The sequence below is a fragment of the Erwinia persicina NBRC 102418 genome (assembly GCF_001571305.1).
In the GTDB taxonomy this organism is placed as follows: domain Bacteria; phylum Pseudomonadota; class Gammaproteobacteria; order Enterobacterales; family Enterobacteriaceae; genus Erwinia; species Erwinia persicina.
Genome location: NZ_BCTN01000001.1, coordinates 558,536 through 579,940 on the forward strand (window position 1 = coordinate 558,536; position 21,405 = coordinate 579,940).

Consider the following 21,405-nt stretch of genomic DNA (forward strand, 5'->3'; position numbering starts at 1 on the left):
CGTTAAACTTTGCTTACCAGCGCGCCTTTAACAGGTTGGGCTGGATGCCGCTAATCGCGTGTGCGTTGCTGAATACCTGAGGTGCCATACCCGCTTCAAACTCTTCACGGAAGTATTTAATGGCACTTTGCAGTGGCTCTACTGCACCAGGCGCATGCGCACAGAAGGTCTTACCCGGGCCAAGCTGGCGACAGAGCTGCAGCAGGGTTTCAATATCCCCAGGCTGGCCCTGCTTATTTTCCAGCGCGCGCAGGATTTTTACGCTCCACGGCAAACCATCGCGGCAGGGGGTACACCAGCCACAGGACTCGCGAGCGAAGAACTCTTCCAGGTTACGCACCAGCGACACCATATTGATCTCGTGGTCGACAGCCATTGCCAGTGCAGTCCCCAGACGGCTCCCGGCTTTGCCGATACTGGCAAATTCCATTGGCAGGTCAAGGTGTGCCTCGGTCAGGAAGTCTGTCCCTGCCCCGCCCGGCTGCCAGGCTTTAAACTTCAGGCCATCACGCATGCCACCGGCATACTCTTCGAGGATTTCACGAGCGGTGGTACCAAAGGGCAACTCCCACACGCCAGGATTCTTCACGCGACCGGAAAAGCCCATCATTTTGGTACCGGTATCATCGCTGGTGGAGATGCCTTTGTACCAGTCAACACCGTTAGCGATGATCGCCGGAACGTTGGAGAGCGTCTCTACGTTGTTTACGCAGGTTGGCTTGCCCCAGGCACCCGCAGATGCCGGGAACGGCGGTTTGGAGCGAGGGTTTGCACGACGCCCTTCCAGCGAGTTAATCAGGGCGGTTTCTTCACCGCAGATATAACGTCCCGCACCGGTATGGACAATCAGCTCAAAGTCAAAGCCCGTACCGAGAATGTTCTTGCCAAGTAAGCCCGCTTCAGTCGCTTCAGCAATCGCCCGGCGCAGGTTAACGGCGGCCTCGATATACTCACCGCGCAGGAAGATGTAGCCGCGATAGGTTTTCAGCGCGAAGGCAGCAATCAACATACCTTCCACCAGTTGATGGGGCATCTGCTCCATCAGCAGGCGGTCTTTATAAGTGCCCGGTTCCATTTCATCAGCATTACATAACAGGTAACGGATGTTCATGGATTCGTCTTTTGGCATCAGGCTCCACTTCAGACCCGTAGAGAAGCCTGCACCACCGCGCCCTTTCAGACCGGAGTCTTTCACCTGGTTAACAATCTCTTCCGGCGACAGGGATTTCAGCGCTTTTTCAGCACCGGCATAACCATTCTTACTGCGGTACTCTTCGAGGAATACCGGCTGCTTGTCTTCACGCATCCGCCAGGTCAGCGGATGCATTTCGGCAGTACGCACGATCTGTCTCATTGATACTGCTCCAGTAAGTTGGCGATACCTTCCGGCGTGAGATGAACATGGGTATCTTCATCCACCATCATCACCGGCCCTTTGTCGCAGTTACCGAGGCAGCAGGTTGGCAGCAGCGTGAAACGCCCGTCTGCCGTGGTCTGTCCCGGTTTAATATTCAGGTTGCTTTCCAGTGCCGACTGAATCCCCTGGAAACCGGTGATGTGACACACCACGCTGTCGCAATAGCGGATCACATGACGCCCCACCGGCGTACGGAAGATCTGGCTGTAAAACGTGGCCACCCCTTCAACATCGCTGGCCGGGATGCCCAACACTTCAGCGATCGCATGGATGGCACCGTCCGGTACCCAGCCTCGGTGTTTCTGAACGATTTTCAGCGCTTCGATAGATGCCGCGCGGGCATCTTCATAGTGGTGCTTTTCATGCTCGATGGCATCGCGCTCTGCCGCACTCAGCACAAAAGCTCCGGTTTCGTCGATCGTTTCGATCGCAATTCTCTGATCGTGCATAATTAGCGGTCCACGTCTGACATAACAAAATCGATACTACCGAGGTATACGATCAGATCGGATACCAGGCTGCCGTTGATCACCGATGGGATCTGTTGCAAGTGCGGGAAGCTCGGCGTACGCACGCGGGTGCGGTAGCTCATCGTGCTGCCATCACTGGTCAGGTAGTAACTGTTGATCCCTTTGGTCGCTTCAATCATCTGGAAGGATTCGTTTGCCGGCATTACCGGGCCCCACGAAACCTGCAGGAAGTGAGTGATCAGGGTTTCGATATGCTGCAGCGTGCGCTCTTTCGGCGGCGGCGTGGTCAGCGGATGGTCAGCCTTGAACGGGCCTGCTGGCATGTTCTTCAGGCACTGTTCCAGGATGCGCATACTCTGGCGCATCTCTTCCATCTTCAGCATGACACGGGTGTAAGCACAGCTTACGCCATCTCCGATTGGCACTTCGAAATCGAAGTTTTCATAACCGGAATAGGGACGCCATTTACGCACATCAAAGTCCAGACCGGTACCACGCAGGCCAGCCCCCGTCGTGCCCCAGGCCAGTGCTTCTTCCATGTTATAGGCAGAAACCCCTTTGGAACGGGCAATAAGCACGGAGTTTTTCAGTGCGGTCTGCTCATAGGCTTTCAGACGCTTAGGCATCCAGTCCAGGAACTCACGCAGCAGGCGCTCCCAGCCTTTAGGCAGATCATGCGCCACGCCACCAATGCGGAACCAGGCCGGATGCATACGGAAGCCGGTAATGGCTTCTACCACGTCGTAAATTTTCTGGCGGTCAGTAAAGGCAAAGAACACCGGGGACATAGCACCGACGTCCTGGATAAACGTAGAGATGTACAGCAGGTGGCTGTTTATACGGAACAGCTCTGATAGCATCACGCGAATGACTTCCACGCGCTCAGGGACTTTGATACCAGCCAGCTTTTCTACCGCCAGCACGTACGGCATTTCGTTTACGCAGCCGCCGAGATACTCAATACGGTCGGTATACGGAATGTAGCTGTGCCAGGACTGGCGTTCACCCATTTTTTCGGCACCACGATGGTGGTATCCGATATCCGGCACGCAGTCGACGATCTCTTCACCGTCCAGTTGCAGGATGATACGGAACGCGCCGTGCGCAGAAGGGTGGTTCGGGCCCAGGTTGAGGAACATGAAGTCCTCATTGTTGGTCGAACGCTTCATACCCCAGTCTTCAGGCTTGAAGGTCAGAGATTCCATCTCCAGATCTTCTTTCTGCTTGGTCAGTTCAAACGGATCGAACTCGGTCGCACGCGCAGGGTAATCTTTGCGCAGCGGATGCCCTTCCCAGCTCTGCGGCATCATAATGCGCGTCAGGTGCGGGTGGCCTTCAACATTGATACCAAACATCTCCCAGGTTTCACGCTCATACCAGTTGGCATTCGGGAAAATTTTGGTGATGGTGGGCACATTCAAATCGTTTTCAGACAACGCCACCTTGAGCATGATGTCGCGGTTACGTTCAATGGAGATGAAGTGATAGAAAACGGAAAAATCCGCCGCCGGTAAACCGGCACGGTGAGTACGCAGGCGCTCATCCATGCCATGCAGGTCATACAGCATCACATAGGGTTTAGGCAGCTTGCGCAGGAACTCAATAATCTCAAGCAACTGCTCACGTTTTACCCAGACCACCGGCACACCGGTACGGGTCGCTTGTACTGTAAAGGCATCAGGCCCAAAACGATTACGCAGCTCGCCGATCACCGGGTCATCCTGGTGATCTCGGGTTTGCCATAACGGCTGGGCGAGATCTTGCGTGGTTAAATCTGTCATAAGTTGTTCACCATGCTGGCCTGTCTGACAGGCACTCAGTGTTGGCGTCAGGTGGGTCAGCGCAGATGACGTTGTGTTTTTATTGCGCTTTTAATGACCACATCCATAAACTGCTGTCTTAAATTTCGTCAGGGGTACGCAGATTGGTTACTGCAATACGCTCGGCGTTTTTCCTGTCGCGCTCAGACTGCATATTCGCGCGATAAACACCCTGATCGCTGACGACCCACGACAGCGGGCGACGTTCTTTGCCGATCGACTCCTGCAGCAGCAGCAGCGCCTGCATATAGGCTTCCGGACGAGGCGGACAGCCAGGAATATACACATCAACCGGCAGGAATTTGTCCACACCCTGCACCACAGAGTAGATATCGTACATGCCGCCGGAGTTAGCACAGGCGCCCATCGAAATCACCCATTTAGGTTCCAGCATCTGATCATAGAGGCGCTGCACAACCGGGGCCATCTTGGTAAAACAGGTTCCTGCTACCACCATAAAGTCTGCCTGACGTGGTGAAGCACGGATAACTTCAGAACCAAATCGCGCCACGTCGTGTACCGAAGTAAACGACGTTGTCATCTCGACGTAGCAACAAGAAAGACCGAAGTTGAACGGCCAGAGGGAATTCTTACGACCCCAGTTCACCATATCGTGCAGGGCATGTTCTAACTTGCCCATGTAGACGTTTTGATGAACGTGCTTTTCCAGGGGATCGGTGACGATCTCCTGCTTTTGCAGTGGGTAACGGTCATTCTCACCGTTCGGGTCTATGCGGGTGAGCGTATAGTCCATGTGTTTTTGCCTCGCTGTTACTGCTTGTGACGGTTGGCGTGCGAGATGGTGGTAGGTTTGACGTCAAACTGACGACGGGCAGGTGCCCAATCCAGTGCGCCTATGCGAACCAGATAAAACAGACCAGCAAGCAGAACCAAAATGAAAATGGCGGCTTCGACAAAGCCGACCCATCCGCTTTCGCGAATCGCCGTCGACCATGCGTAAAGATAGAGGGCTTCAACGTCGAAGATGACGAAGAACATGGCAACCAGATAAAACTTGGCAGACAGGCGCAGTTTTGCCGTGCCAACGGAGGCTATACCGGATTCGAAAGGGGTATTTGTATGCCTTCCACGGGCTTTTCCGCCCAAAAACCATGCCCCGGCCAACATCAGGCAGCAGAGACCAATCGAGACGATCAGGAAAACAGCAAATGCCCAATGATGGGCGACGACTTCTGTGGTTGTTGACATACTCTTGCTTACTCACCAAAAGTGGCGTTTTGCGTTCTGCTCTCATATTTGGCAGTTAACACACCACATCGATTCAAGGGAAGAATGAAAAACCGGATAAATTATACTGACTTTCATGATTAGGCAGTAATTTTATGTGGTTTTTTACTCCTTTAACTGACCTTTTGTCAACTTTGACAAAACTATCCGCACATTAATTTACACAGACAACATTTTTTTAACACATGATGCTTAAAAAGTGGGCTAAGTCGTGTCAGTGGCATCATGTGATCAAAGTGTAGCGGTAAAAAACCTGTTTGGATCCTGTATTTAACAAGGTCTATTTTGGCAGGAAAGAGCGGGTTTTCCTGCCCCTTAATGGGGTTATTTTTTTGATCCAGGACACACTTTGGTGTTTTTTGGCAGAAAAATGGGCAGTTTTATTTGTGCAGAATCAATTCACTGATCGGACCAGGGCAGAAAAAAGCACCGGAATATTCAGTAAAAACAACATCGCGCAATTTTTGACACTCAACAACGTAATGAAGGCAAGAAAATCCTGATATCACTCGACATAATCGCAAAAAAAAGGCCTTCCAGTGATGTATTCATCTGAAAGGCCTGTTTTATGCAGTAAAACTAAAAAAAATCATTTTTAATGATAAAAATAATCGTTAGCGTTTACTCATTACTCTTCTTCATCTGCAAATGCTGCGTCATCCTGAGCCGTAACGGTCAGATTGTAGGGATCGTTACGTGATTCCATCGCATTGAAGATAGCCAGGGCCAGCTCGTTGTCGCTATCAGGATTACGGCAAAGTAAATATTCCGTATCAGGCAACATTGGCAATCCCTCAGCAGCCCCCATCACACGCAGTTCAGGGCTCATCATCTCAACTGGGCGGGCAGTCACTCCCAGCCCTGCTTTAACGGCTGCGCGAACAGCAGCCAACGTCGAGGCCACATAAGAAATGCGCCACGGAATACCGGCTTCGTTCAGATGGTCAATGGCCATATCACGATAAGGACTTGGCTCATCCAGCAGGACCAGTGGGATCGCTTCCCCGCGCTGGAAGATATAGTCTGCCGCACAGTACCAGAGCGTTGGTGAGGTACGTAAGACCTGCCAGGTGAAGTTCATCGGACTGGAGGTCGTTACCACCAAATCAACTTCGCCCTGGTTCAGCATTTCCATCATAAACGGGTTGCGCTTCACCCGGACATCAATAGCCAGTTTTGGGTAGACCGAAGTCACGCGGTTAAGCAGGAACGGCAAAATAGTGTCAGAGGTATCATCGGATGCGCCGATAGTCAGAACCCCCTGAATGTTGCTGTACATCAGAGAAGTACAGGCTTCATCGTTGAAGCGCAGTATCTTCCTGGCGTAACCCAGCAGTTGAATACCATGTTCCGTCAATAACTTGTTGCGTCCATGCCTGGCAAACAGCTCTTTGCCTACCAATTGTTCCAGACGCTGCATTTGCTGACTCACCGCTGACTGCGTTCTGCACACCGCCGCTGCGGCCGCAGCAAAAGTGTTCAGATCGGCAACAGCAACGAAGGTTCTCAGCAGATCGAGGTCGAGATTGAGTACTGGACGATTTGCACTAGTCATGTTTTTCTTCACTTTATAAGTTTTTTACAAACAGCTACCCTGGTGTTATTACCTGCTTTATCAAAGGGATAAAACGATAACAATTGCGTAATGGCTACAGTGTTAAGTAATAAAGTATTACCTTATGCATTACTCTCATTAGCAGACGATCACGCCGTTTCTACTCTGTTAATTCCTTCCAGCTTAAAAGAGCTGAAAGGAAGATAAAGATTCTCACGTCTGATACATCGCTAATGCACGCTGCACTAACCCATAAGTTGCAGGAAGCCGCGTCGTTATAGTTTATTAACGCCGACAAAACTCAATCAGAGACGAGTTGCGGTGTCGTTAGTCTAAAACAACCATTGAAAATTAAGTTACCAACACGCTGTGATAGCAGCGAAAAATGTTAAGCAGTACTTACTGTTCAAGGTAATAAAAATGTTTTTTTTATTTCCCGGGCGACCTGCACGCACGGTGCAAAGCCTCCTGAAGGTTATCCTGACATACTGTCGTTTACTTTTTAAGCCTAAAACCCAATATTCTTATCACTAAAGTAAGATTTTATCGGCAAGGGCCTACATGACAGGCTTTTTCACTGCATTATCTGTCTCAATACACCTTTTGCGAGAATCACGCCCCGGGCATCGGACCGGGTATCCCCTCCCTGCCCCATGTTGATGCAAACGACGCATTGCTTAAAAAATAAACAGTCATGTAAGGGTTATTTGACTGTTTCTGCCATCATTAGTGCACGTTTTTTTACTAAATAATTTAATCATTACGTCGGGAAACAGTAAAAGCCGTCTCGTCATCTTGTTATGTTAAAACGACCTTCCAGACGTTAGCATCGGAATAGGCTCAATATGTAGCATGAAATATCCCTCCAGAACCTGTTAGCGCGACCCACTGCCATCAGAATGAAAAAATCCTCCTTTAACACACCAAAGCCTGCTGCTGCCCTTCAAAAAAAACCGGTAGAGGAGTACATTGTGCAATGTTTAGTTTTCCACGGCAGGAAACCGCTTCTGCCAGTCAAGGCGACAGAGATGACCCCAATTGATAAATCCAGCAAACTGGATAACGTGTGTTACGACATTCGCGGCCCGGTGCTAAAAGAAGCAAAACGCCTCGAAGAAGAAGGCAATAAAGTTCTTAAACTGAATATCGGCAACCCTGCCCCCTTCGGTTTTGAAGCCCCCGACGAAATCCTCGTCGATGTCATCCGCAATCTGCCAGGCGCGCAGGGTTACTGTGATTCGAAAGGCCTCTATTCCGCCCGTAAAGCGATCATGCAGCACTACCAGGCGCGCGGTATGCGCGATATCACGGTAGAAGACATCTATATTGGTAACGGTGTTTCAGAGCTGATCGTACAGTCGATGCAGGCGCTACTGAACAGCGGCGACGAAATGCTGGTCCCGGCCCCGGATTACCCACTCTGGACCGCCGCTGTTTCACTGTCCGGTGGGAAAGCCGTGCACTACCTGTGTGATGAGTCCGCAGGCTGGTTCCCGGACCTCGACGATATTCGCAGCAAAATCACCCCGCGTACGCGCGGTATCGTGATCATCAACCCGAATAACCCGACGGGTGCCGTCTACAGCAAAGAGCTGTTGATGGAGGTGGTTGAACTGGCCCGTCAGCACAACCTGATTATTTTTGCCGATGAGATCTACGACAAGATCCTTTACGATGTTGCCCAGCACCACTCCATTGCGGCCCTGGCGCCCGACCTGCTGACCATCACCTTTAACGGGTTGTCTAAAACCTATCGCGTGGCGGGTTTCCGTCAGGGCTGGATGGTGCTTAACGGGCCGAAGAAGCACGCTAAAGGTTATATTGAAGGGCTGGAGATGCTGGCCTCAATGCGCCTGTGCGCAAACGTCCCCGCCCAGCACGCGATTCAGACGGCGCTGGGGGGTTATCAGAGCATCAGTGAGTTTATTCAGCCCGGCGGCCGCCTGTATGAACAGCGTAACCGTGCATGGGAACTGATAAACGAGATCCCGGGTGTCAGTTGCGTGAAGCCGCAGGGAGCGCTGTATATGTTCCCGAAAATCGACGCGAAAAAATTTAACATCCATGACGATCAGAAAATGGTCCTCGATTTCCTGCTGCAGGAAAAAGTGCTGCTGGTGCAGGGTACGGCCTTTAACTGGCCATGGCCGGACCACGTACGTATCGTCACCCTGCCCCGCGTAGATGAACTGGAGATGGCTATCAATAAATTTGGCCGTTTCCTCGGCGGATACCGCCAGCTGTAATCTTCTCCCCGAAGGGCGGCTCAGGCCGCTCTTTGCATTGTGACGTAAGGGAAAAAGACCATGAACCAGAGCCACTTCTTTGCTCACCTCTCCCGTCTGAAACTGATTAATCGCTGGCCGCTGATGCGCAACGTGCGCACGGAAAACGTTTCTGAGCACAGCCTGCAGGTCGCCATGGTCGCGCATGCACTGGCATTGATTAAGAACAAGAAATTTAACGGCAATCTCAATGCTGAACGCATCGCGATGATGGCAATTTATCATGATGCCAGCGAAGTGCTGACCGGCGATCTGCCCACGCCAGTGAAGTATTACAACGCGCAGATCGCCCACGAGTACAAGAAAATTGAGAAAATTGCGCAGCAAAAGCTGATTGAAATGCTGCCGGAAGAGCTGCGTTCGGCTTATGCCCCGCTGATCGATGAACATCAGCATAGCGAGGCCGAAACGGCCATCGTCAAGCAGGCTGATGCACTCTGTGCCTACCTGAAATGTCTGGAAGAGCTGTCAGCGGGGAACAACGAGTTTCTGCTGGCAAAGGCACGGCTGGAAAAAACGCTGGCGCAGCGCCACAGCCCGGAGATGGACTATTTCGTGGAGGTGTTTGTACCCAGCTTCAGCCTGTCGCTGGATGAGATTAGCCAGGACTCGCTGTAAGTGTATTCCGGGTTGTCAGCGCAACAGTGATCACGCCCTCGCCGTGGCGAGAAAAATCGGCCAGCAAAAAAAACCCCGCGGTGGCGGGGCTGAATAACTCAGTGTCTGCGGTGAACATCCACGCTGCCATCGGGATTTTTATGAATAATCAGCTCATCCAGCGAGGTGAGTACCATATCGACATCCTCCAGACGCGGCGCATCGGCAGGCACGTTTGCGGCAATGACATGACAGCCGGCGGCAAGACCAGAAAGAATACCCGCTGCGGCGTCTTCCACCACCACGCACTCCTCCGGCTCCAGGTCGAGCAACTGGGCTCCCAGCAAATAAGCATCCGGCTCCGGCTTACCACGCTCCACGCGCTCTGCCGTGACAAACGCCGCCGGTGCGGGTAATCCTGCTGCCGCATGACGGGCGCTGGCGACCGGCACAGAACCGGAGGTGACGATGGCCCAGGGGATCGCCAGTTCATCAAGTCGGGCCAGCAGGGCTAACGCCCCTGGCAGAGCAACGATGCCGTCGGTGTCTTCAGCTTCCAGCTTTTCCAGCGCAGTAAACTCCTGCTGGATCGCCTCGGCGGAGGCACCTGCCATAAAATGGCGCAGTGAGGTAATAGCCTGCTTACCGTGGATAAAGCCCAGCACCTCGTCAGGAGCAATCCCGTGGCGCTGACCCCAGTTTTTCCAGGCACGTTCGACCACTGCAAGAGAGTCGACTAACGTGCCATCCAGATCAAACAGAAAACCTTTACACTTCACTGCATTTTCCTTCTCAGGCGTTGATAACTTGCGCGATCTCATTCGCACTCAGATGGTACTGTCGGGGACAATTGTGCCACACAGTCAGCATACGTTGGTACTTTTCCCACATCGGTACCTGAGCATTAAAATCGTGGCTGCCGGCTGAAAAATGCCCGTATCGCCCTTCCACATTCACCAGGAAGCGCACGTAGCCAAGGTATCGCCCTTCTGTCGCCGCATCAAAGCCGAGGAAAACCAGACGGCGTGCGTCCACGGTTTGAGGCTCTTTCAGATTAGTCCAGGACACATGAAGCGCATGATACATCTCCATCATGGCCACCAGCGTGCGACACTCCGCTTCAGGCAACTGGCTGAATTCATTATCCAGCTCACGCAGCTGAAGTCCGTAACCGCGCTCAACAATAGTCTGATAGCGACGATGGCGCGCGGCATTTTCCGGGTCAAGCATGGCCATGAGCTGATACTGATTAGAAAGAATTAAACGTTGGGCATGGGACATATCCATTTGGGGCTCCTCGGCCACGGGGGCAGTCTGAAAGTCACAAAAGGATCGCACAGCGCAGGGAAAGGCTTCTTTGACGTAAAGCGGGTTTCCTCCGGTTTGCGCAGAGGAAACCCGCGACAACATCAAAGATCGTCGAGGAAGGTTTTATCCAGCTGCTTGAAAGCCCGTTTCAGCACATCAGCCAGCGACTGATAGGTCGGTTTGCCTTCGACCGGCGCTATCGCCTGCCCGGCCTCCTGCAGCTTACCGCGGACGTCATGGAACCAGCCAAGCAGTGACGGCGGCAAAGGTGTCACTGAACGCCTGCCCAGCCACCACAGCCCCTGCATGGGCAGGCTGCAGGCAAACAGTGCCGTGGTCACCGCCGGCCCCAACTGGCCACCCAGCGCAATTTGCCAGGTGAGGGTAAAAATAGCGACCGGTGGCATAATACGGATAGCAAAACGCGTGGCACGCGTTACTCTGTTTTCAGGAAACATGGGTGCAAGGCGTTTATCGACAGGCCACGTTTTCATATAGTGCTGACCGTGCTGGAACAGCTTAAACCAACCGACACTGCCGGAGTCATTTGCCATGTCTGACCTCAACTTCAGAGATAAATTTTAAAATAAACCTGTAACTCACCAACTTTACCTAACATGATTCAAAATATTTTGTCTTTACGAGTGACACTGGTTTATCCTGTGCGCGTTTTGTACCCGTCATATTGGGTAAACACCCTGGACTGCGAGCAACACTGGGTCAACAATCAGACAAGTCATGATGAAGCAGACGACATTTAAAAAAACATTGTAGTATTTCAAATTTTTTTGCTTTCGAACAAAACTTATCGGAAGCCTGACGTTCATCATTAATGTACCAGCTTTCATGCGCTACGCTGATAGTCTGTTTGACTTTTATTTCGCCACTTTTAATAAATAGGACTTTCCATGTCGAGTAAGTTAGTACTGGTTCTGAACTGCGGTAGCTCTTCCCTGAAATTTGCCATTATCGACCCGGCAAATGGAGACGAGTATCTGTCAGGTTTAGCTGAATGCTTCCACCTGCCGGAAGCCCGCATCAAGTGGAAACTGGACGGCGCTAAACAAGAAGCGGCTCTGGGTGCTGGCGCAGCGCACAGCGAAGCACTGAACTTCATGGTTAAAACTATTCTGGCACAAAAACCAGAACTGTCGGCACAAATCGTTGCAATCGGTCATCGCATCGTACACGGTGGCGAAAAGTTAACGCAGTCAGTGGTGATTGACGAATCGGTAATCCAGGGCATCAAAGATGCCTCCTCCTTTGCACCACTGCATAATCCGGCGCACCTGATCGGTATCGATGAAGCGCTGAAAAACTTCCCCCACCTGTCAGATAAAAATGTCGCTGTTTTCGACACCGCTTTCCATCAGACAATGCCGGAAGAATCTTATCTCTACGCCCTGCCGTACAAACTGTATAAAGAGCATGGCGTCCGCCGCTATGGCGCGCACGGCACCAGCCATTTCTATGTGACTCAGGAAGCAGCGAAAGTCCTGAACAAACCGGTGTCAGAACTGAATATCATCACCTGCCATCTCGGCAATGGTGGCTCAGTCTCTGCAATCCGTAACGGCGAGTGCGTGGATACGTCTATGGGCCTGACCCCGCTGGAAGGCCTGGTCATGGGCACGCGCAGCGGCGATATCGACCCGGCGATCATCTTCTTCCTGCACGACACCCTGGGCATGAGCGTGGATGCTATCAACAAACTGCTGACCAAAGAGTCCGGCCTGCTGGGCCTGACCGAAGTCACCAGCGACTGCCGTTACGTTGAAGATAACTACGCCACCAAAGCTGACGCGAAGCGCGCGATGGACGTGTTCTGCCACCGCCTGGCGAAATACATCGGTTCTTACACCGCGCTGATGGATGGCCGCCTTGACGCCGTAATCTTCACCGGTGGTATCGGTGAAAACGCCGCGATGGTGCGCGAACTCTCACTGGCTAAACTGGCGCTGCTGGGCTTCGAAGTTGACCATGAGCGCAACCTGGCCGCACGCTTCGGCAAATCAGGCTTTATCAATAAAGAAGGCACCCGCCCGGCGATCGTTATCCCGACCAATGAAGAGTTGGTTATCGCGCAGGACGCCAGCCGCCTGACCGCATAAGAACCGTTACGCTCCGTCAGCTCAGGCTGGCGGAGTGGTTTCAGACACCATTTTATATAGCTCACTATTTCACGTCCCCCCAGGGGGCCTGATGGGGTACAGGAAGGCGGTTCAGCGCACCTGTAGCGAGAAATATGGCGTTATCGGAGGTACAACGTGTCCCGAACTATCATGCTTATTCCTACCGGCACCAGCGTCGGCCTGACCAGTGTCAGCCTGGGCGTTATCCGTGCGATGGAACGTAAAGGCGTGCGTCTCAGCGTCTTCAAACCCATCGCCCAGCCTCGTGCCGGCGGTGACAGCCCTGACCAGACCACCACCATCATTCGTAAAAACTCCAGCATCCCGGCTGCTGAACCGCTGCCGATGAGCCGCGTGGAGTCGCTGCTCGGTTCCAACCAGCAGGACGTGCTGATGGAAGAGATTATCGCCCGCTACCATGAAAACACCAAAGATGCCGAAGTGGTGCTGGTAGAAGGCCTGGTGCCCACGCGTAAACATCAGTTCGCCAATGCGCTGAACTATGAAATTGCCAAGACACTGAATGCAGAAATCGTCTTCGTGATGGCACTGGGCAATGACTCAGCGGCGCAGCTGAAAGAGCGTATTGAACTGACGCAGAGCAGCTTTGGCGGTAGCAAAAATAAAAGCATTACCGGCGTCATTATTAACAAACTGAATGCTCCGGTTGACGATCAGGGGCGCACCCGCCCGGATCTGTCAGAAATCTTCGACGATTCCAACAAAGCCAGCGTTGCCAATATCGATCCTAAGCAGCTGTTCGCTAACAGCCCGCTGCCCGTGCTGGGCTGTGTGCCGTGGAGCTTCGAGCTGATCGCCACCCGCGCCATCGATATGTGTCGTCACCTGAATGCACGCGTCATCAACGAAGGCGATATCGCGACGCGCCGCGTGAAGTCCGTGACTTTCTGTGCCCGCAGCCTGCCACACATGCTGGAACATTTCCGTCCAGGCTCCCTGCTGGTCACCTCGGCTGACCGCCCGGACGTGCTGGTCGCCGCCTGCCTGGCGGCCATGAACGGCATTGAAATTGGTGCCATTCTGCTGACCGGTGGCTACGCCATTGATGCCCCGATCCAGAAGCTGTGCGAACGTGCCTTCCAGACCGGCCTGCCGGTCTTTATGGTCGACACCAACACCTGGCAGACCTCTCTCAGCCTGCAGAGCTTCAACCTGGAAGTACCAAGCGACGATACCCAGCGTATTGAGCGCGTACAGGAATATGTCGCCAGCCACATCAATGCGGACTGGATTGAATCGCTGACCGCTGAATCTGAGCGCAGCCGACGCCTGTCACCGCCGGCCTTCCGCTACCAGCTGACCGAGCTGGCACGTAAAGCGGGCAAACGCATCGTGCTGCCGGAAGGCGACGAACCGCGTACCGTAAAAGCGGCAGCTATCTGTGCTGAACGTGGTATTGCCACCTGTATCCTGCTGGGTAACCCGGAAGAGATCCAGCGCGTTGCCGCCGCACAGGGCGTTGAACTGGGCAAAGGCATCGAGATTGTCGACCCGGCCGTGGCGCGTGAAAACTACGTGGCCCGCCTGGTTGAGCTGCGTAAGAGCAAGGGCATGACCGAAGTGGTCGCGCAGGAGCAGCTGGAAGATAACGTGATGCTCGGCACCATGATGCTGGAGCGCGGAGAAGTTGACGGCCTGGTTTCCGGTGCTGTTCACACCACGGCCAACACCATTCGTCCACCGTTACAGCTGATCAAAACAGCCCCGAACAGTTCACTGGTTTCTTCCGTGTTCTTTATGCTGCTACCGGAACAGGTGCTGGTATACGGTGACTGCGCAATCAACCCGGATCCGAACCCGGAGCAGCTGGCAGAAATTGCTATCCAGTCTGCCGACTCTGCACTGGCGTTCGGCATCGAACCCCGCGTGGCCATGATCTCCTACTCCACCGGAACCTCCGGTGCCGGTAGCGATGTTGAGAAGGTTCGCGAAGCGACCCGTATTGCTCAGGAAAAACGTCCTGACCTGGTGATCGACGGGCCGCTGCAGTACGACGCCGCGATCATGGCCGATGTGGCCAAATCTAAGGCTCCCAACTCACCGGTAGCCGGTCGTGCCACGGTGTTCATCTTCCCGGACCTGAACACCGGTAATACCACCTACAAAGCCGTACAGCGCTCTGCTGACCTGATCTCCATCGGGCCAATGCTGCAGGGGATGCGCAAGCCGGTGAATGACCTGTCACGCGGTGCCCTGGTAGACGATATCGTTTACACCATCGCCCTGACCGCCATTCAGTCGAAACAGGCTGAAGGCTAAACGCGCGGGGTAACCCGCAGGCAACAGGGCGGACCTTCACAGGTTCGCCCTTTTTTTTGCCTATGACATACACTATCCGTTACGTCGGCTATGCCTGCCCCCTGATGACGTCGCGGGCGGGCGTGCCGTATTGCTAAACAGGCAGGACAGAATAAACATGCGTCTGGAACGCGCCCCAGGGCGGCGACAGAGACGTTGAGAAAACGCGAAATACCGGATGAGGTGACACCATGAGCAACAGTGAAACAGAGCAGCGCCGTCTGAACGCCACGCCGCGCGGCGTCGGCGTGATGTGCGATTTCTATGCGGTTAAAGCGGAAAATGCCACGCTATGGGATCATCAGGGCCGGGAATATATCGACTTTACCGCCGGCATTGCCGTACTGAATACCGGGCACCGCCATCCGAAGGTGATGGCGGCCGTCAGAGATCAGCTGGCGAGCTTCACCCATACCGCCTTCCAGGTGATCCCGTACGAGAACTACATCGCCCTGGCGGAAGCGCTGAATGCACGAGTGCCGATCGACGGCCCGTGTAAAACTACCTTCTTTACCAGCGGCGCTGAAGCCGTGGAAAACGCGGTAAAAATCGCCCGCGCCGCTACCGGGCGTCCGGGTGTGATTGCTTTCAGCGGTGCTTTCCACGGCCGCACACTGATGACCATGGGACTGACCGGCAAGGTGTCGCCGTATAAAACCGGCTTTGGCCCCTTTCCCGGATCGGTGTTCCACGCCCGCTATCCGAACGCCCTGCACGGCGTCAGCGTGGACGATGCCATGGCCAGCCTGGAGAACCTGTTTAAATGTGACATCAGCCCGCAGCAGGTGGCGGCGATTATCTATGAACCTGTTCAGGGGGAAGGCGGCTTCAATATTGCACCCGTGGAGTTTGTCAGCGCCCTGCGTACGCTGTGCGACCGGCACGGCATTGTGATGATTGCTGACGAGATCCAGAGCGGCTTTGCCCGCTGCGGCAAACTGTTTGCCAGCGACTACTACCCGGAAGCCAGACCTGACCTGATGACCATGGCAAAAAGCCTGGGAGGTGGGCTGCCCATATCGGCGGTATCCGGCCGCGCTGAACTGATGGATGCCCCGGAGCCCGGTGGCCTGGGCGGTACCTATGCCGGCAACCCTCTGGCCATCGCGGCCTCGCTGGCAGTGCTGGAAGTGATTGAGGAAGAGCAGCTGTGCGACCGTGCCCTGCGCCTGGGGGCCTGGCTGGAGGAAACGCTGAACGCCAGCGGACATCCCGCGCTGGCTGAAGTCCGTGCCCGTGGTTCAATGGTGGCCGCTGAGTTTAACGATCCGCTGACCGGCGCCCCCTCCCCCGCCATCGCACGCGACATTCAGCAACGTGCGCTGGAGCAGAGATTGATCCTGCTGACCTGCGGCGTCTACGGCAATGTGATCCGTTTCCTTTATCCACTGACCATTCCCGATGCGCAGTTTAAAACCGCCCTCAACGTTCTTTCGGATTTATTGCGGCGCTGATATCGGTGAGGCAGACCGGAGGGCTGCAGTGAGAAAGGGATCAACGTGGCGCAGGGGGTCTGCGCCACGGAGGGGATCAGTCGTGGCGGCCTGACTCGTTATTACGCGTCAGCCATAGCGACAGCGCCTTCAGCGAGTCATTGGTGAACTCGTCGCAGCGGGCGGTGATCTCCTCTGGTGTCATCCAGAAGATCTCATCCACCTCCTCTTCCTGCATGGCAAACGGGCCATGTGACACACAGCTGAATAATCCGCCCCACACGCGGCAGTGTTCATCTTCGTAATAGAACTGCCCGTGTTCGGCAAACGGCACGTCGGCGATGCCCAGTTCTTCTTCCGCTTCACGCCGCGCGGACCCCAGCATCTCTTCGCCCGCCTGCACCACGCCCCCGGCGGTGGCATCGAGCATTCCCGGCATAAAATCCTTGGTCTCGGTCCGACGCTGCACCAGAATTTTGCCCATACCATCGTGAACCACGATGTAGGTTGCGCGATGGCGCAAACACTGCGCACGCATCTGCACACGGCTGGACTGTGCAATGACCTCGTTATCTTCACTAACGATATCCACCCACTCCGTGCCCTGATCTTGCTCCACCATCCGTAACCCTTTTTGTTCTGGCGCCTGGCGCACAGTTGAATCAAACGTTTTCGCGCACGATTGTGCGATCCGCCCTAAATTAATGTGTAACGCGTTGCGACGCAATCATCAATTTGTGCTCATCTGCGGGTCCCCTTCACTGACTCTGCCAGCCACAGCTGTACCGACGCTCGCTGCCACTGAAAATGCGCATAATCTGCCAGACGCGATGGCAGCGGGTCGCCGTGAAGTGCCAGGCGATTCAGCATCACTGCCAGGTCAGTATCTGCAATTGACCACTCGCCAAACAGGTTGTGCTGGCCCTCTGGCAGGAGGCGCTCAATGGCGTCAACCAGCTTTTGCACCGCCTGCTGTGCAGCAGCATCCAGTGGCGCAAAACGTTTACCGGCAAAAAGCACCTCCGTTGGGCGCTGCTGGCGAACAGGCAGAAAATCACTGCGTAGCCATGCCTGAATTTCACGCGCTTTCGCCCGTTTTTCACTATCACGCGGATAGAGTCGCTCATAGTCTGGCGGCGAAAATCGGTCTTCCAGATACTCCGTAATGGCAGAGGACTCTGACAGCACGAAGCTATCTACCTGTAACGTTGGCACGCGCCGCGTTAGTGATATCTCACTGTACGCCTGCTGCTGCTGCTCCTGACTGCCCAGATCCACAGGCTTCAGGGTAAAGGGCAGGCCTTTTTCCCTCAGTGCAACATACACAGACATCACATAGGGGCTATAAAACTGGGAATCAGACCACAGCAGAATCGGGGGATAGCTCATCAGGACGTCCTCTGGTGTTCACGGAAAGGAACATCTTGTTTACCGATTTTTTCTGCCGAAGGCAATCTCCACGCGGGTTATGTTTTCTCTTTGAGAACATGTGACATTTTTCCCTATACCAATGCAGGCCCATGCGCAATCCCGCCATCTTATCCTATGCTGAATGCAGGATAACTTGCTGCCACCTTGGAGGATAAACCGCATGAATATTCTGATTACCGGCGGTACGGGGCTGATTGGACGCCCACTCATCGCCCGACTGCTCCAGGCCGGCCACCAGATCAACGTGGTGACGCGTGATGTCGCTGCCGCACGCCACAGCCTGAGCGACCAGGTCAGCCTGTGGTCGGGGCTGGATCAGCAGCGGGATTTGAACGGCATTGATGCCGTGATCAATCTGGCCGGAGAGCCTATTGCCGCAAAGCGCTGGAGCGAGCCGCAGAAACGACGGCTGTGCGACAGTCGCTGGCAGATCACCCAGCGACTGGCCGAACTGATTGTGGCCAGCAGCACGCCGCCTGCGGTGCTGATTTCGGGCTCCGCCACAGGCTTCTATGGCAACAGCGGCGACCCGGTCGTGACAGAGGACGATCCCGGACATGCCGAGTTTACCCATGAGCTGTGTGCCCGTTGGGAACAGCTGGCCCTGCAGGCGCAAAGTGAGCATACCCGCGTCTGTCTTTTACGGACAGGGGTAGTGTTGTCTGAGAAAGGAGGCGCTCTGGAGCAGATGAAGCTGCCCTTTAAGCTCGGAATTGGCGGGCCGCTGGGTGACGGCAAGCAGTATTTACCCTGGGTGCATCTGGAGGATGCGGTCAACGGTATTATCTGGCTGCTGGATCATCCTGAACTGAATGGCCCCTTTAATCTGGTTGCCCCCTATGCGGTACGCAACGAGCAGTTTGCCGCCGCGCTGGGTAAAGCGATGCACCGGCCGGCGTTTGTACGTACGCCCGCCGCCGCTATCCGGCTGATGATGGGGGAATCATCTGTGCTGGTGCTGGGCGGGCAGCATGTCGTTCCGCAGCGGCTGGAGGCGTCGGGGTTTCGTTTTCGCTGGTATGAATTAGACAAGGCACTGGCGGATGTGATCCCGTAGAACGCGCCCCTCCTTTTTCCGAACGGCCCAAAAGAGAGGGGCGCGTTTTCAGGGCGGACCGAAACAGCCGATCCGCCCTGAACGGCTTTAATTATTTCAACGCCCCTGACAGAAACTGCTGCAGTCGCGTACTCTTCGGCTGGTTAAATACCTCTTCAGGCGGCCCCTCCTCTTCAATTTTCCCCTGGTGCAGGAAAATGACATGGCTGGAGACATGGCGCGCAAACTCCATCTCATGCGTGACCACCACCATGGTTTTTCCCTCTTCTGCCAGCTTCTGCATAATGCGCAGCACCTCCCCCACCAGCTCCGGGTCAAGTGCAGAGGTCGGTTCATCAAACAGCAGCACTTCCGGCTCCATCGCCAGCGCACGGGCGATAGAGACGCGCTGCTGCTGACCGCCCGACAGGTGAACCGGATACTTACCGCGCGCACGCTCATCAATCCCAACTTTGTCGAGATAGCGAATGGCGCGGTCGCGGGCTTCGGCCTTACTTAAGCCCAGCACCTGCACCGGAGCCTCCATGACGTTCTCCAGCACCGTCATATGGCTCCAGAGGTTGAAATGCTGGAATACCATGGTCAGGCGCGTCCGCAGCATACGCAGCTGTTCTTTATTGGAGACTTTCAGCTGGCCATCGGTATCACGAACCAGATTGATATTCTGGTTGTTCACCGCGATGGTGCCTTCGCTCGGTTTTTCGAGGAAGTTAATACAGCGCAGGAAGGTACTCTTGCCGGAGCCGGATGAACCAATAATACTGATCACATCTCCGGCGTTTGCCTGCAGCGAAACCCCCTTCAGCACTTCGTGCTCACCGTAACGTTTATGCAGCTCGGTGACGCTTAATTTATTATCAGCCATGGTGTTTTACTCAATGCGAAGATGAAGGTTTAACGTGCGCCAGCCAGCGTTTTTCCGCTTTACGGAACAGACTAATCAACACATAAGAAATAATCAGATACAGCACGGCCGCGATGCCGAAGGCAATAAACGGCTGATAGGTGGCAGAGTTGATGTCGCGGGCCACCTTCAGCAGGTCGGGCACGGTGGCAGTAAATGCCAGCGCCGTGGAGTGCAGCATCAGAATAACTTCATTACTGTAGGCCGGCAGTGCGGAGCGCAGCGCCGAAGGCATAATAATGCAGCGATAGAGTTTAAACGTAGAAAAACCATACGCGCGGGCGGCCTCAATCTCGCCGTGCGGGACGGAACGAATAGCACCGGCAAAAATTTCCGTGGTGTAAGCACAGGTGTTGAGCGTCAGCGCCAGCAGCGTACAGTTCAGCCCGCTGCGGAAGAAAGCATTCAGCATCTCAGTGCCTTTCACGACTTCCAGGGTGTACATCCCGGAGTAGAACACCAGCAGTTGAACATACAGCGGCGTACCGCGAAAAATATAGGTAAACAGCCACACCGGAAAACGGATGGCTCTGATGGGAGACACGCGGGCAATCGACATCAGCACCGCCATACAGCCGCCCAGTACCACGGACACGACCAACAGCCAGAGCGTGATGGCCACGCCAGAGAAGCGGTAACCGTCGGTCCACAGCAGGGCTTTCCAGTACTCCTGAATAATCTCAATCATAGATCAGCCCTTTTCACACCCACCGTATAACGCCGTTCCAGCCACCACAGCACCCCGTTGGAAAGCGTGGTAAAAATCAGGTAGATAACACCCGCGACAATCGCGAAATAGAACGGTTCCCACGTCGACTTGCCGGCCAGCTGCGTGGCTTTAACCACGTCTTCCAGGCCCAGAAGCGATACCAGCGCCGTCGCTTTAAGGATCACCTGCCAGTTGTTGCCGATGCCCGGTAACGCAAAGCGCATCATGCCGGGGAACAGCACGCGACGAAAGGTCTGGGAACGGGTAAAGCCGAAGGCCGTGGCGGCCTCGATTTGCCCTTTCGGCACCGCCATATAGGCTCCGCGAAAGGTTTCGGTGAAATAGGCTCCGTAGATAAAGCCCAGAGTGATAATCCCGGCGACCATCGGATCGATATCGAACTGCGACAGGCCGAAGAAATCCGTTACCTGATTCAGCGCAATTTGCAGACCGTAGAAGATCAGCAGCATCAGAACCAGATCGGGTACCCCACGGATCAGCGTAGTGTAGCCTTCAAAAATAATCACCAGCACACGACTGTTGGAGAGTTTGGCCCCGGCGCCAATCAATCCGAGCACCACGGCGAACACCACCGAGCTGAGGGCCAGCTCCAGGGTCACCATCGCGCCTTTAAAAATGACTTCAGAGTAGCCATACAGCATAAGCACATCCTGTCTTTCTATCTTAATCTTACGAACAGCAGCCCCACCGCCGTTGACG

General features: G+C 54.4%; 19 protein-coding genes and 1 pseudogene. 6 read left to right on the forward strand and 14 right to left on the reverse strand.

The window, feature by feature from the left end; translation table 11 throughout:
• Window positions 1–13 precede the first annotated feature (13 nt).
• The 6 genes and pseudogenes from nuoF to lrhA form a co-directional block, all read right to left on the reverse strand.
• A complete protein-coding gene (nuoF, locus tag EPE01S_RS02360; RefSeq protein WP_062742952.1) occupies window positions 14–1,354 on the reverse strand; it encodes an NADH-quinone oxidoreductase subunit NuoF in 1,341 nt (446 codons plus the stop codon).
• Window positions 1,351–1,866, reverse strand: coding sequence for an NADH-quinone oxidoreductase subunit NuoE (gene nuoE / locus EPE01S_RS02365; protein ID WP_062742953.1), 516 nt, complete (start codon window positions 1,864–1,866; stop codon window positions 1,351–1,353). Before nuoE ends, nuoF begins: the two co-directional genes overlap by 4 nt.
• Before the next feature lie 2 nt (window positions 1,867–1,868).
• A pseudogene (nuoC, locus tag EPE01S_RS02370) lies at window positions 1,869–3,682 on the reverse strand (NADH-quinone oxidoreductase subunit C/D).
• Window positions 3,683–3,786: 104 nt separating this feature from the next.
• Window positions 3,787–4,461 carry a NuoB/complex I 20 kDa subunit family protein gene (locus EPE01S_RS02375; protein ID WP_062742955.1) on the reverse strand — a complete coding sequence of 225 codons (675 nt, stop codon included), beginning with the start codon at window positions 4,459–4,461 and terminating at the stop codon, window positions 3,787–3,789.
• A 17-nt stretch (window positions 4,462–4,478) separates the two neighbouring features.
• Window positions 4,479–4,916 carry an NADH-quinone oxidoreductase subunit NuoA gene (gene nuoA / locus EPE01S_RS02380; RefSeq protein WP_004158614.1) on the reverse strand — a complete coding sequence of 146 codons (438 nt, stop codon included), beginning with the start codon at window positions 4,914–4,916 and terminating at the stop codon, window positions 4,479–4,481.
• 667 nt (window positions 4,917–5,583) lie between these two features.
• Complete coding sequence (gene lrhA / locus EPE01S_RS02390) at window positions 5,584–6,510, reverse strand: transcriptional regulator LrhA (RefSeq protein ID WP_062742957.1); 927 nt, start codon at window positions 6,508–6,510, stop codon at window positions 5,584–5,586.
• A 1,028-nt stretch (window positions 6,511–7,538) separates the two neighbouring features.
• Between lrhA and EPE01S_RS02395 the strand changes: the two genes are divergently transcribed.
• Both EPE01S_RS02395 and yfbR read left to right on the forward strand, forming a co-directional pair.
• Window positions 7,539–8,756 (forward strand): pyridoxal phosphate-dependent aminotransferase, encoded by a 1,218-nt coding sequence (locus tag EPE01S_RS02395; protein WP_062742958.1) that lies wholly within the window; start codon window positions 7,539–7,541, stop codon window positions 8,754–8,756.
• A gap of 60 nt (window positions 8,757–8,816) precedes the next feature.
• Window positions 8,817–9,413 (forward strand): 5'-deoxynucleotidase, encoded by a 597-nt coding sequence (gene yfbR / locus EPE01S_RS02400; RefSeq protein ID WP_062742959.1) that lies wholly within the window; start codon window positions 8,817–8,819, stop codon window positions 9,411–9,413.
• Window positions 9,414–9,511: 98 nt separating this feature from the next.
• Here yfbR and EPE01S_RS02405 read toward each other — a convergent pair whose 3' ends face one another.
• The 3 genes from EPE01S_RS02405 to yfbV all read right to left on the reverse strand — a co-directional run bounded on the left by EPE01S_RS02405 (window position 9,512) and on the right by yfbV (window position 11,254).
• Window positions 9,512–10,171, reverse strand: a complete 660-nt coding sequence (locus tag EPE01S_RS02405; protein ID WP_062742960.1) for a sugar phosphatase — start codon at window positions 10,169–10,171, stop codon at window positions 9,512–9,514.
• A gap of 13 nt (window positions 10,172–10,184) precedes the next feature.
• Entirely contained in the window at window positions 10,185–10,679 is a 495-nt protein-coding gene (locus EPE01S_RS02410) for a YfbU family protein (RefSeq protein ID WP_062742961.1), read from the reverse strand.
• A gap of 122 nt (window positions 10,680–10,801) precedes the next feature.
• Entirely contained in the window at window positions 10,802–11,254 is a 453-nt protein-coding gene (gene yfbV / locus EPE01S_RS02415; protein ID WP_062742962.1) for a terminus macrodomain insulation protein YfbV, read from the reverse strand.
• A 354-nt stretch (window positions 11,255–11,608) separates the two neighbouring features.
• Here yfbV and ackA point away from each other — a divergent pair, with 354 nt between their 5' ends.
• The 3 genes from ackA (at window position 11,609) to EPE01S_RS02430 (ending at window position 16,605) form a co-directional block, all read left to right on the forward strand.
• Window positions 11,609–12,811, forward strand: coding sequence for an acetate kinase (gene ackA, locus EPE01S_RS02420; RefSeq protein WP_062742963.1), 1,203 nt, complete (start codon window positions 11,609–11,611; stop codon window positions 12,809–12,811).
• Between the two features lie 156 nt (window positions 12,812–12,967).
• Window positions 12,968–15,112, forward strand: a complete 2,145-nt coding sequence (gene pta / locus EPE01S_RS02425; RefSeq protein ID WP_118663694.1) for a phosphate acetyltransferase — start codon at window positions 12,968–12,970, stop codon at window positions 15,110–15,112.
• 230 nt (window positions 15,113–15,342) lie between these two features.
• A complete protein-coding gene (locus EPE01S_RS02430) occupies window positions 15,343–16,605 on the forward strand; it encodes a 4-aminobutyrate--2-oxoglutarate transaminase (RefSeq protein WP_062742965.1) in 1,263 nt (420 codons plus the stop codon).
• A gap of 76 nt (window positions 16,606–16,681) precedes the next feature.
• On the opposite strand, the gene yfcD is transcribed toward EPE01S_RS02430, so the two are convergent.
• On the reverse strand, window positions 16,682–17,206 hold the full coding sequence (gene yfcD / locus EPE01S_RS02435; RefSeq protein ID WP_062742966.1) for an NUDIX hydrolase YfcD: 525 nt from the start codon (window positions 17,204–17,206) through the stop codon (window positions 16,682–16,684).
• A 119-nt stretch (window positions 17,207–17,325) separates the two neighbouring features.
• Window positions 17,326–17,973 carry a glutathione transferase gene (gene yfcF, locus EPE01S_RS02440; protein WP_062742967.1) on the reverse strand — a complete coding sequence of 216 codons (648 nt, stop codon included), beginning with the start codon at window positions 17,971–17,973 and terminating at the stop codon, window positions 17,326–17,328.
• 202 nt (window positions 17,974–18,175) lie between these two features.
• On the opposite strand from yfcF, the gene EPE01S_RS02445 reads away from it, so the two are divergent.
• On the forward strand, window positions 18,176–19,072 hold the full coding sequence (locus EPE01S_RS02445) for a TIGR01777 family oxidoreductase (protein WP_062742968.1): 897 nt from the start codon (window positions 18,176–18,178) through the stop codon (window positions 19,070–19,072).
• Between the two features lie 91 nt (window positions 19,073–19,163).
• Here the strand turns inward: EPE01S_RS02445 and hisP are convergent, their stop codons facing one another.
• Genes hisP through EPE01S_RS02460 form a run of 3 tightly spaced genes read right to left on the reverse strand, consistent with a single transcriptional unit; the run spans window position 19,164 to window position 21,347 of the window.
• Window positions 19,164–19,937 carry a histidine ABC transporter ATP-binding protein HisP gene (gene hisP / locus EPE01S_RS02450; RefSeq protein WP_062742969.1) on the reverse strand — a complete coding sequence of 258 codons (774 nt, stop codon included), beginning with the start codon at window positions 19,935–19,937 and terminating at the stop codon, window positions 19,164–19,166.
• Window positions 19,938–19,947: 10 nt separating this feature from the next.
• The gene (locus EPE01S_RS02455; RefSeq protein ID WP_062742970.1) at window positions 19,948–20,664 is read right to left on the reverse strand and encodes an ABC transporter permease; all 717 of its coding nucleotides are present in this window, start codon (window positions 20,662–20,664) and stop codon (window positions 19,948–19,950) included.
• Window positions 20,661–21,347, reverse strand: a complete 687-nt coding sequence (locus EPE01S_RS02460; RefSeq protein ID WP_062742971.1) for a histidine ABC transporter permease HisQ — start codon at window positions 21,345–21,347, stop codon at window positions 20,661–20,663. Before EPE01S_RS02460 ends, EPE01S_RS02455 begins: the two co-directional genes overlap by 4 nt.
• Between the last annotated feature and the right edge of the window lie 58 nt (window positions 21,348–21,405).

Coding starts and splice junctions, on each gene's coding strand:
- yfcD (WP_062742966.1), bottom strand. CDS start 17,206: ATGGTGGAGCAAGATCAGGGCACGGAGTGGGTGGATATCGTTAGTGAA.
- EPE01S_RS02395 (WP_062742958.1), top strand. CDS start 7,539: ATGACCCCAATTGATAAATCCAGCAAACTGGATAACGTGTGTTACGAC.
- ackA (WP_062742963.1), top strand. CDS start 11,609: ATGTCGAGTAAGTTAGTACTGGTTCTGAACTGCGGTAGCTCTTCCCTG.
- EPE01S_RS02455 (WP_062742970.1), bottom strand. CDS start 20,664: ATGATTGAGATTATTCAGGAGTACTGGAAAGCCCTGCTGTGGACCGAC.
- yfbV (WP_062742962.1), bottom strand. CDS start 11,254: ATGGCAAATGACTCCGGCAGTGTCGGTTGGTTTAAGCTGTTCCAGCAC.
- EPE01S_RS02445 (WP_062742968.1), top strand. CDS start 18,176: ATGAATATTCTGATTACCGGCGGTACGGGGCTGATTGGACGCCCACTC.
- nuoE (WP_062742953.1), bottom strand. CDS start 1,866: ATGCACGATCAGAGAATTGCGATCGAAACGATCGACGAAACCGGAGCT.
- yfcF (WP_062742967.1), bottom strand. CDS start 17,973: ATGAGCTATCCCCCGATTCTGCTGTGGTCTGATTCCCAGTTTTATAGC.
- hisP (WP_062742969.1), bottom strand. CDS start 19,937: ATGGCTGATAATAAATTAAGCGTCACCGAGCTGCATAAACGTTACGGT.
- EPE01S_RS02430 (WP_062742965.1), top strand. CDS start 15,343: ATGAGCAACAGTGAAACAGAGCAGCGCCGTCTGAACGCCACGCCGCGC.
- EPE01S_RS02460 (WP_062742971.1), bottom strand. CDS start 21,347: ATGCTGTATGGCTACTCTGAAGTCATTTTTAAAGGCGCGATGGTGACC.
- lrhA (WP_062742957.1), bottom strand. CDS start 6,510: ATGACTAGTGCAAATCGTCCAGTACTCAATCTCGACCTCGATCTGCTG.
- yfbR (WP_062742959.1), top strand. CDS start 8,817: ATGAACCAGAGCCACTTCTTTGCTCACCTCTCCCGTCTGAAACTGATT.
- EPE01S_RS02375 (WP_062742955.1), bottom strand. CDS start 4,461: ATGGACTATACGCTCACCCGCATAGACCCGAACGGTGAGAATGACCGT.
- nuoA (WP_004158614.1), bottom strand. CDS start 4,916: ATGTCAACAACCACAGAAGTCGTCGCCCATCATTGGGCATTTGCTGTT.
- EPE01S_RS02410 (WP_062742961.1), bottom strand. CDS start 10,679: ATGGATATGTCCCATGCCCAACGTTTAATTCTTTCTAATCAGTATCAG.
- nuoF (WP_062742952.1), bottom strand. CDS start 1,354: ATGAGACAGATCGTGCGTACTGCCGAAATGCATCCGCTGACCTGGCGG.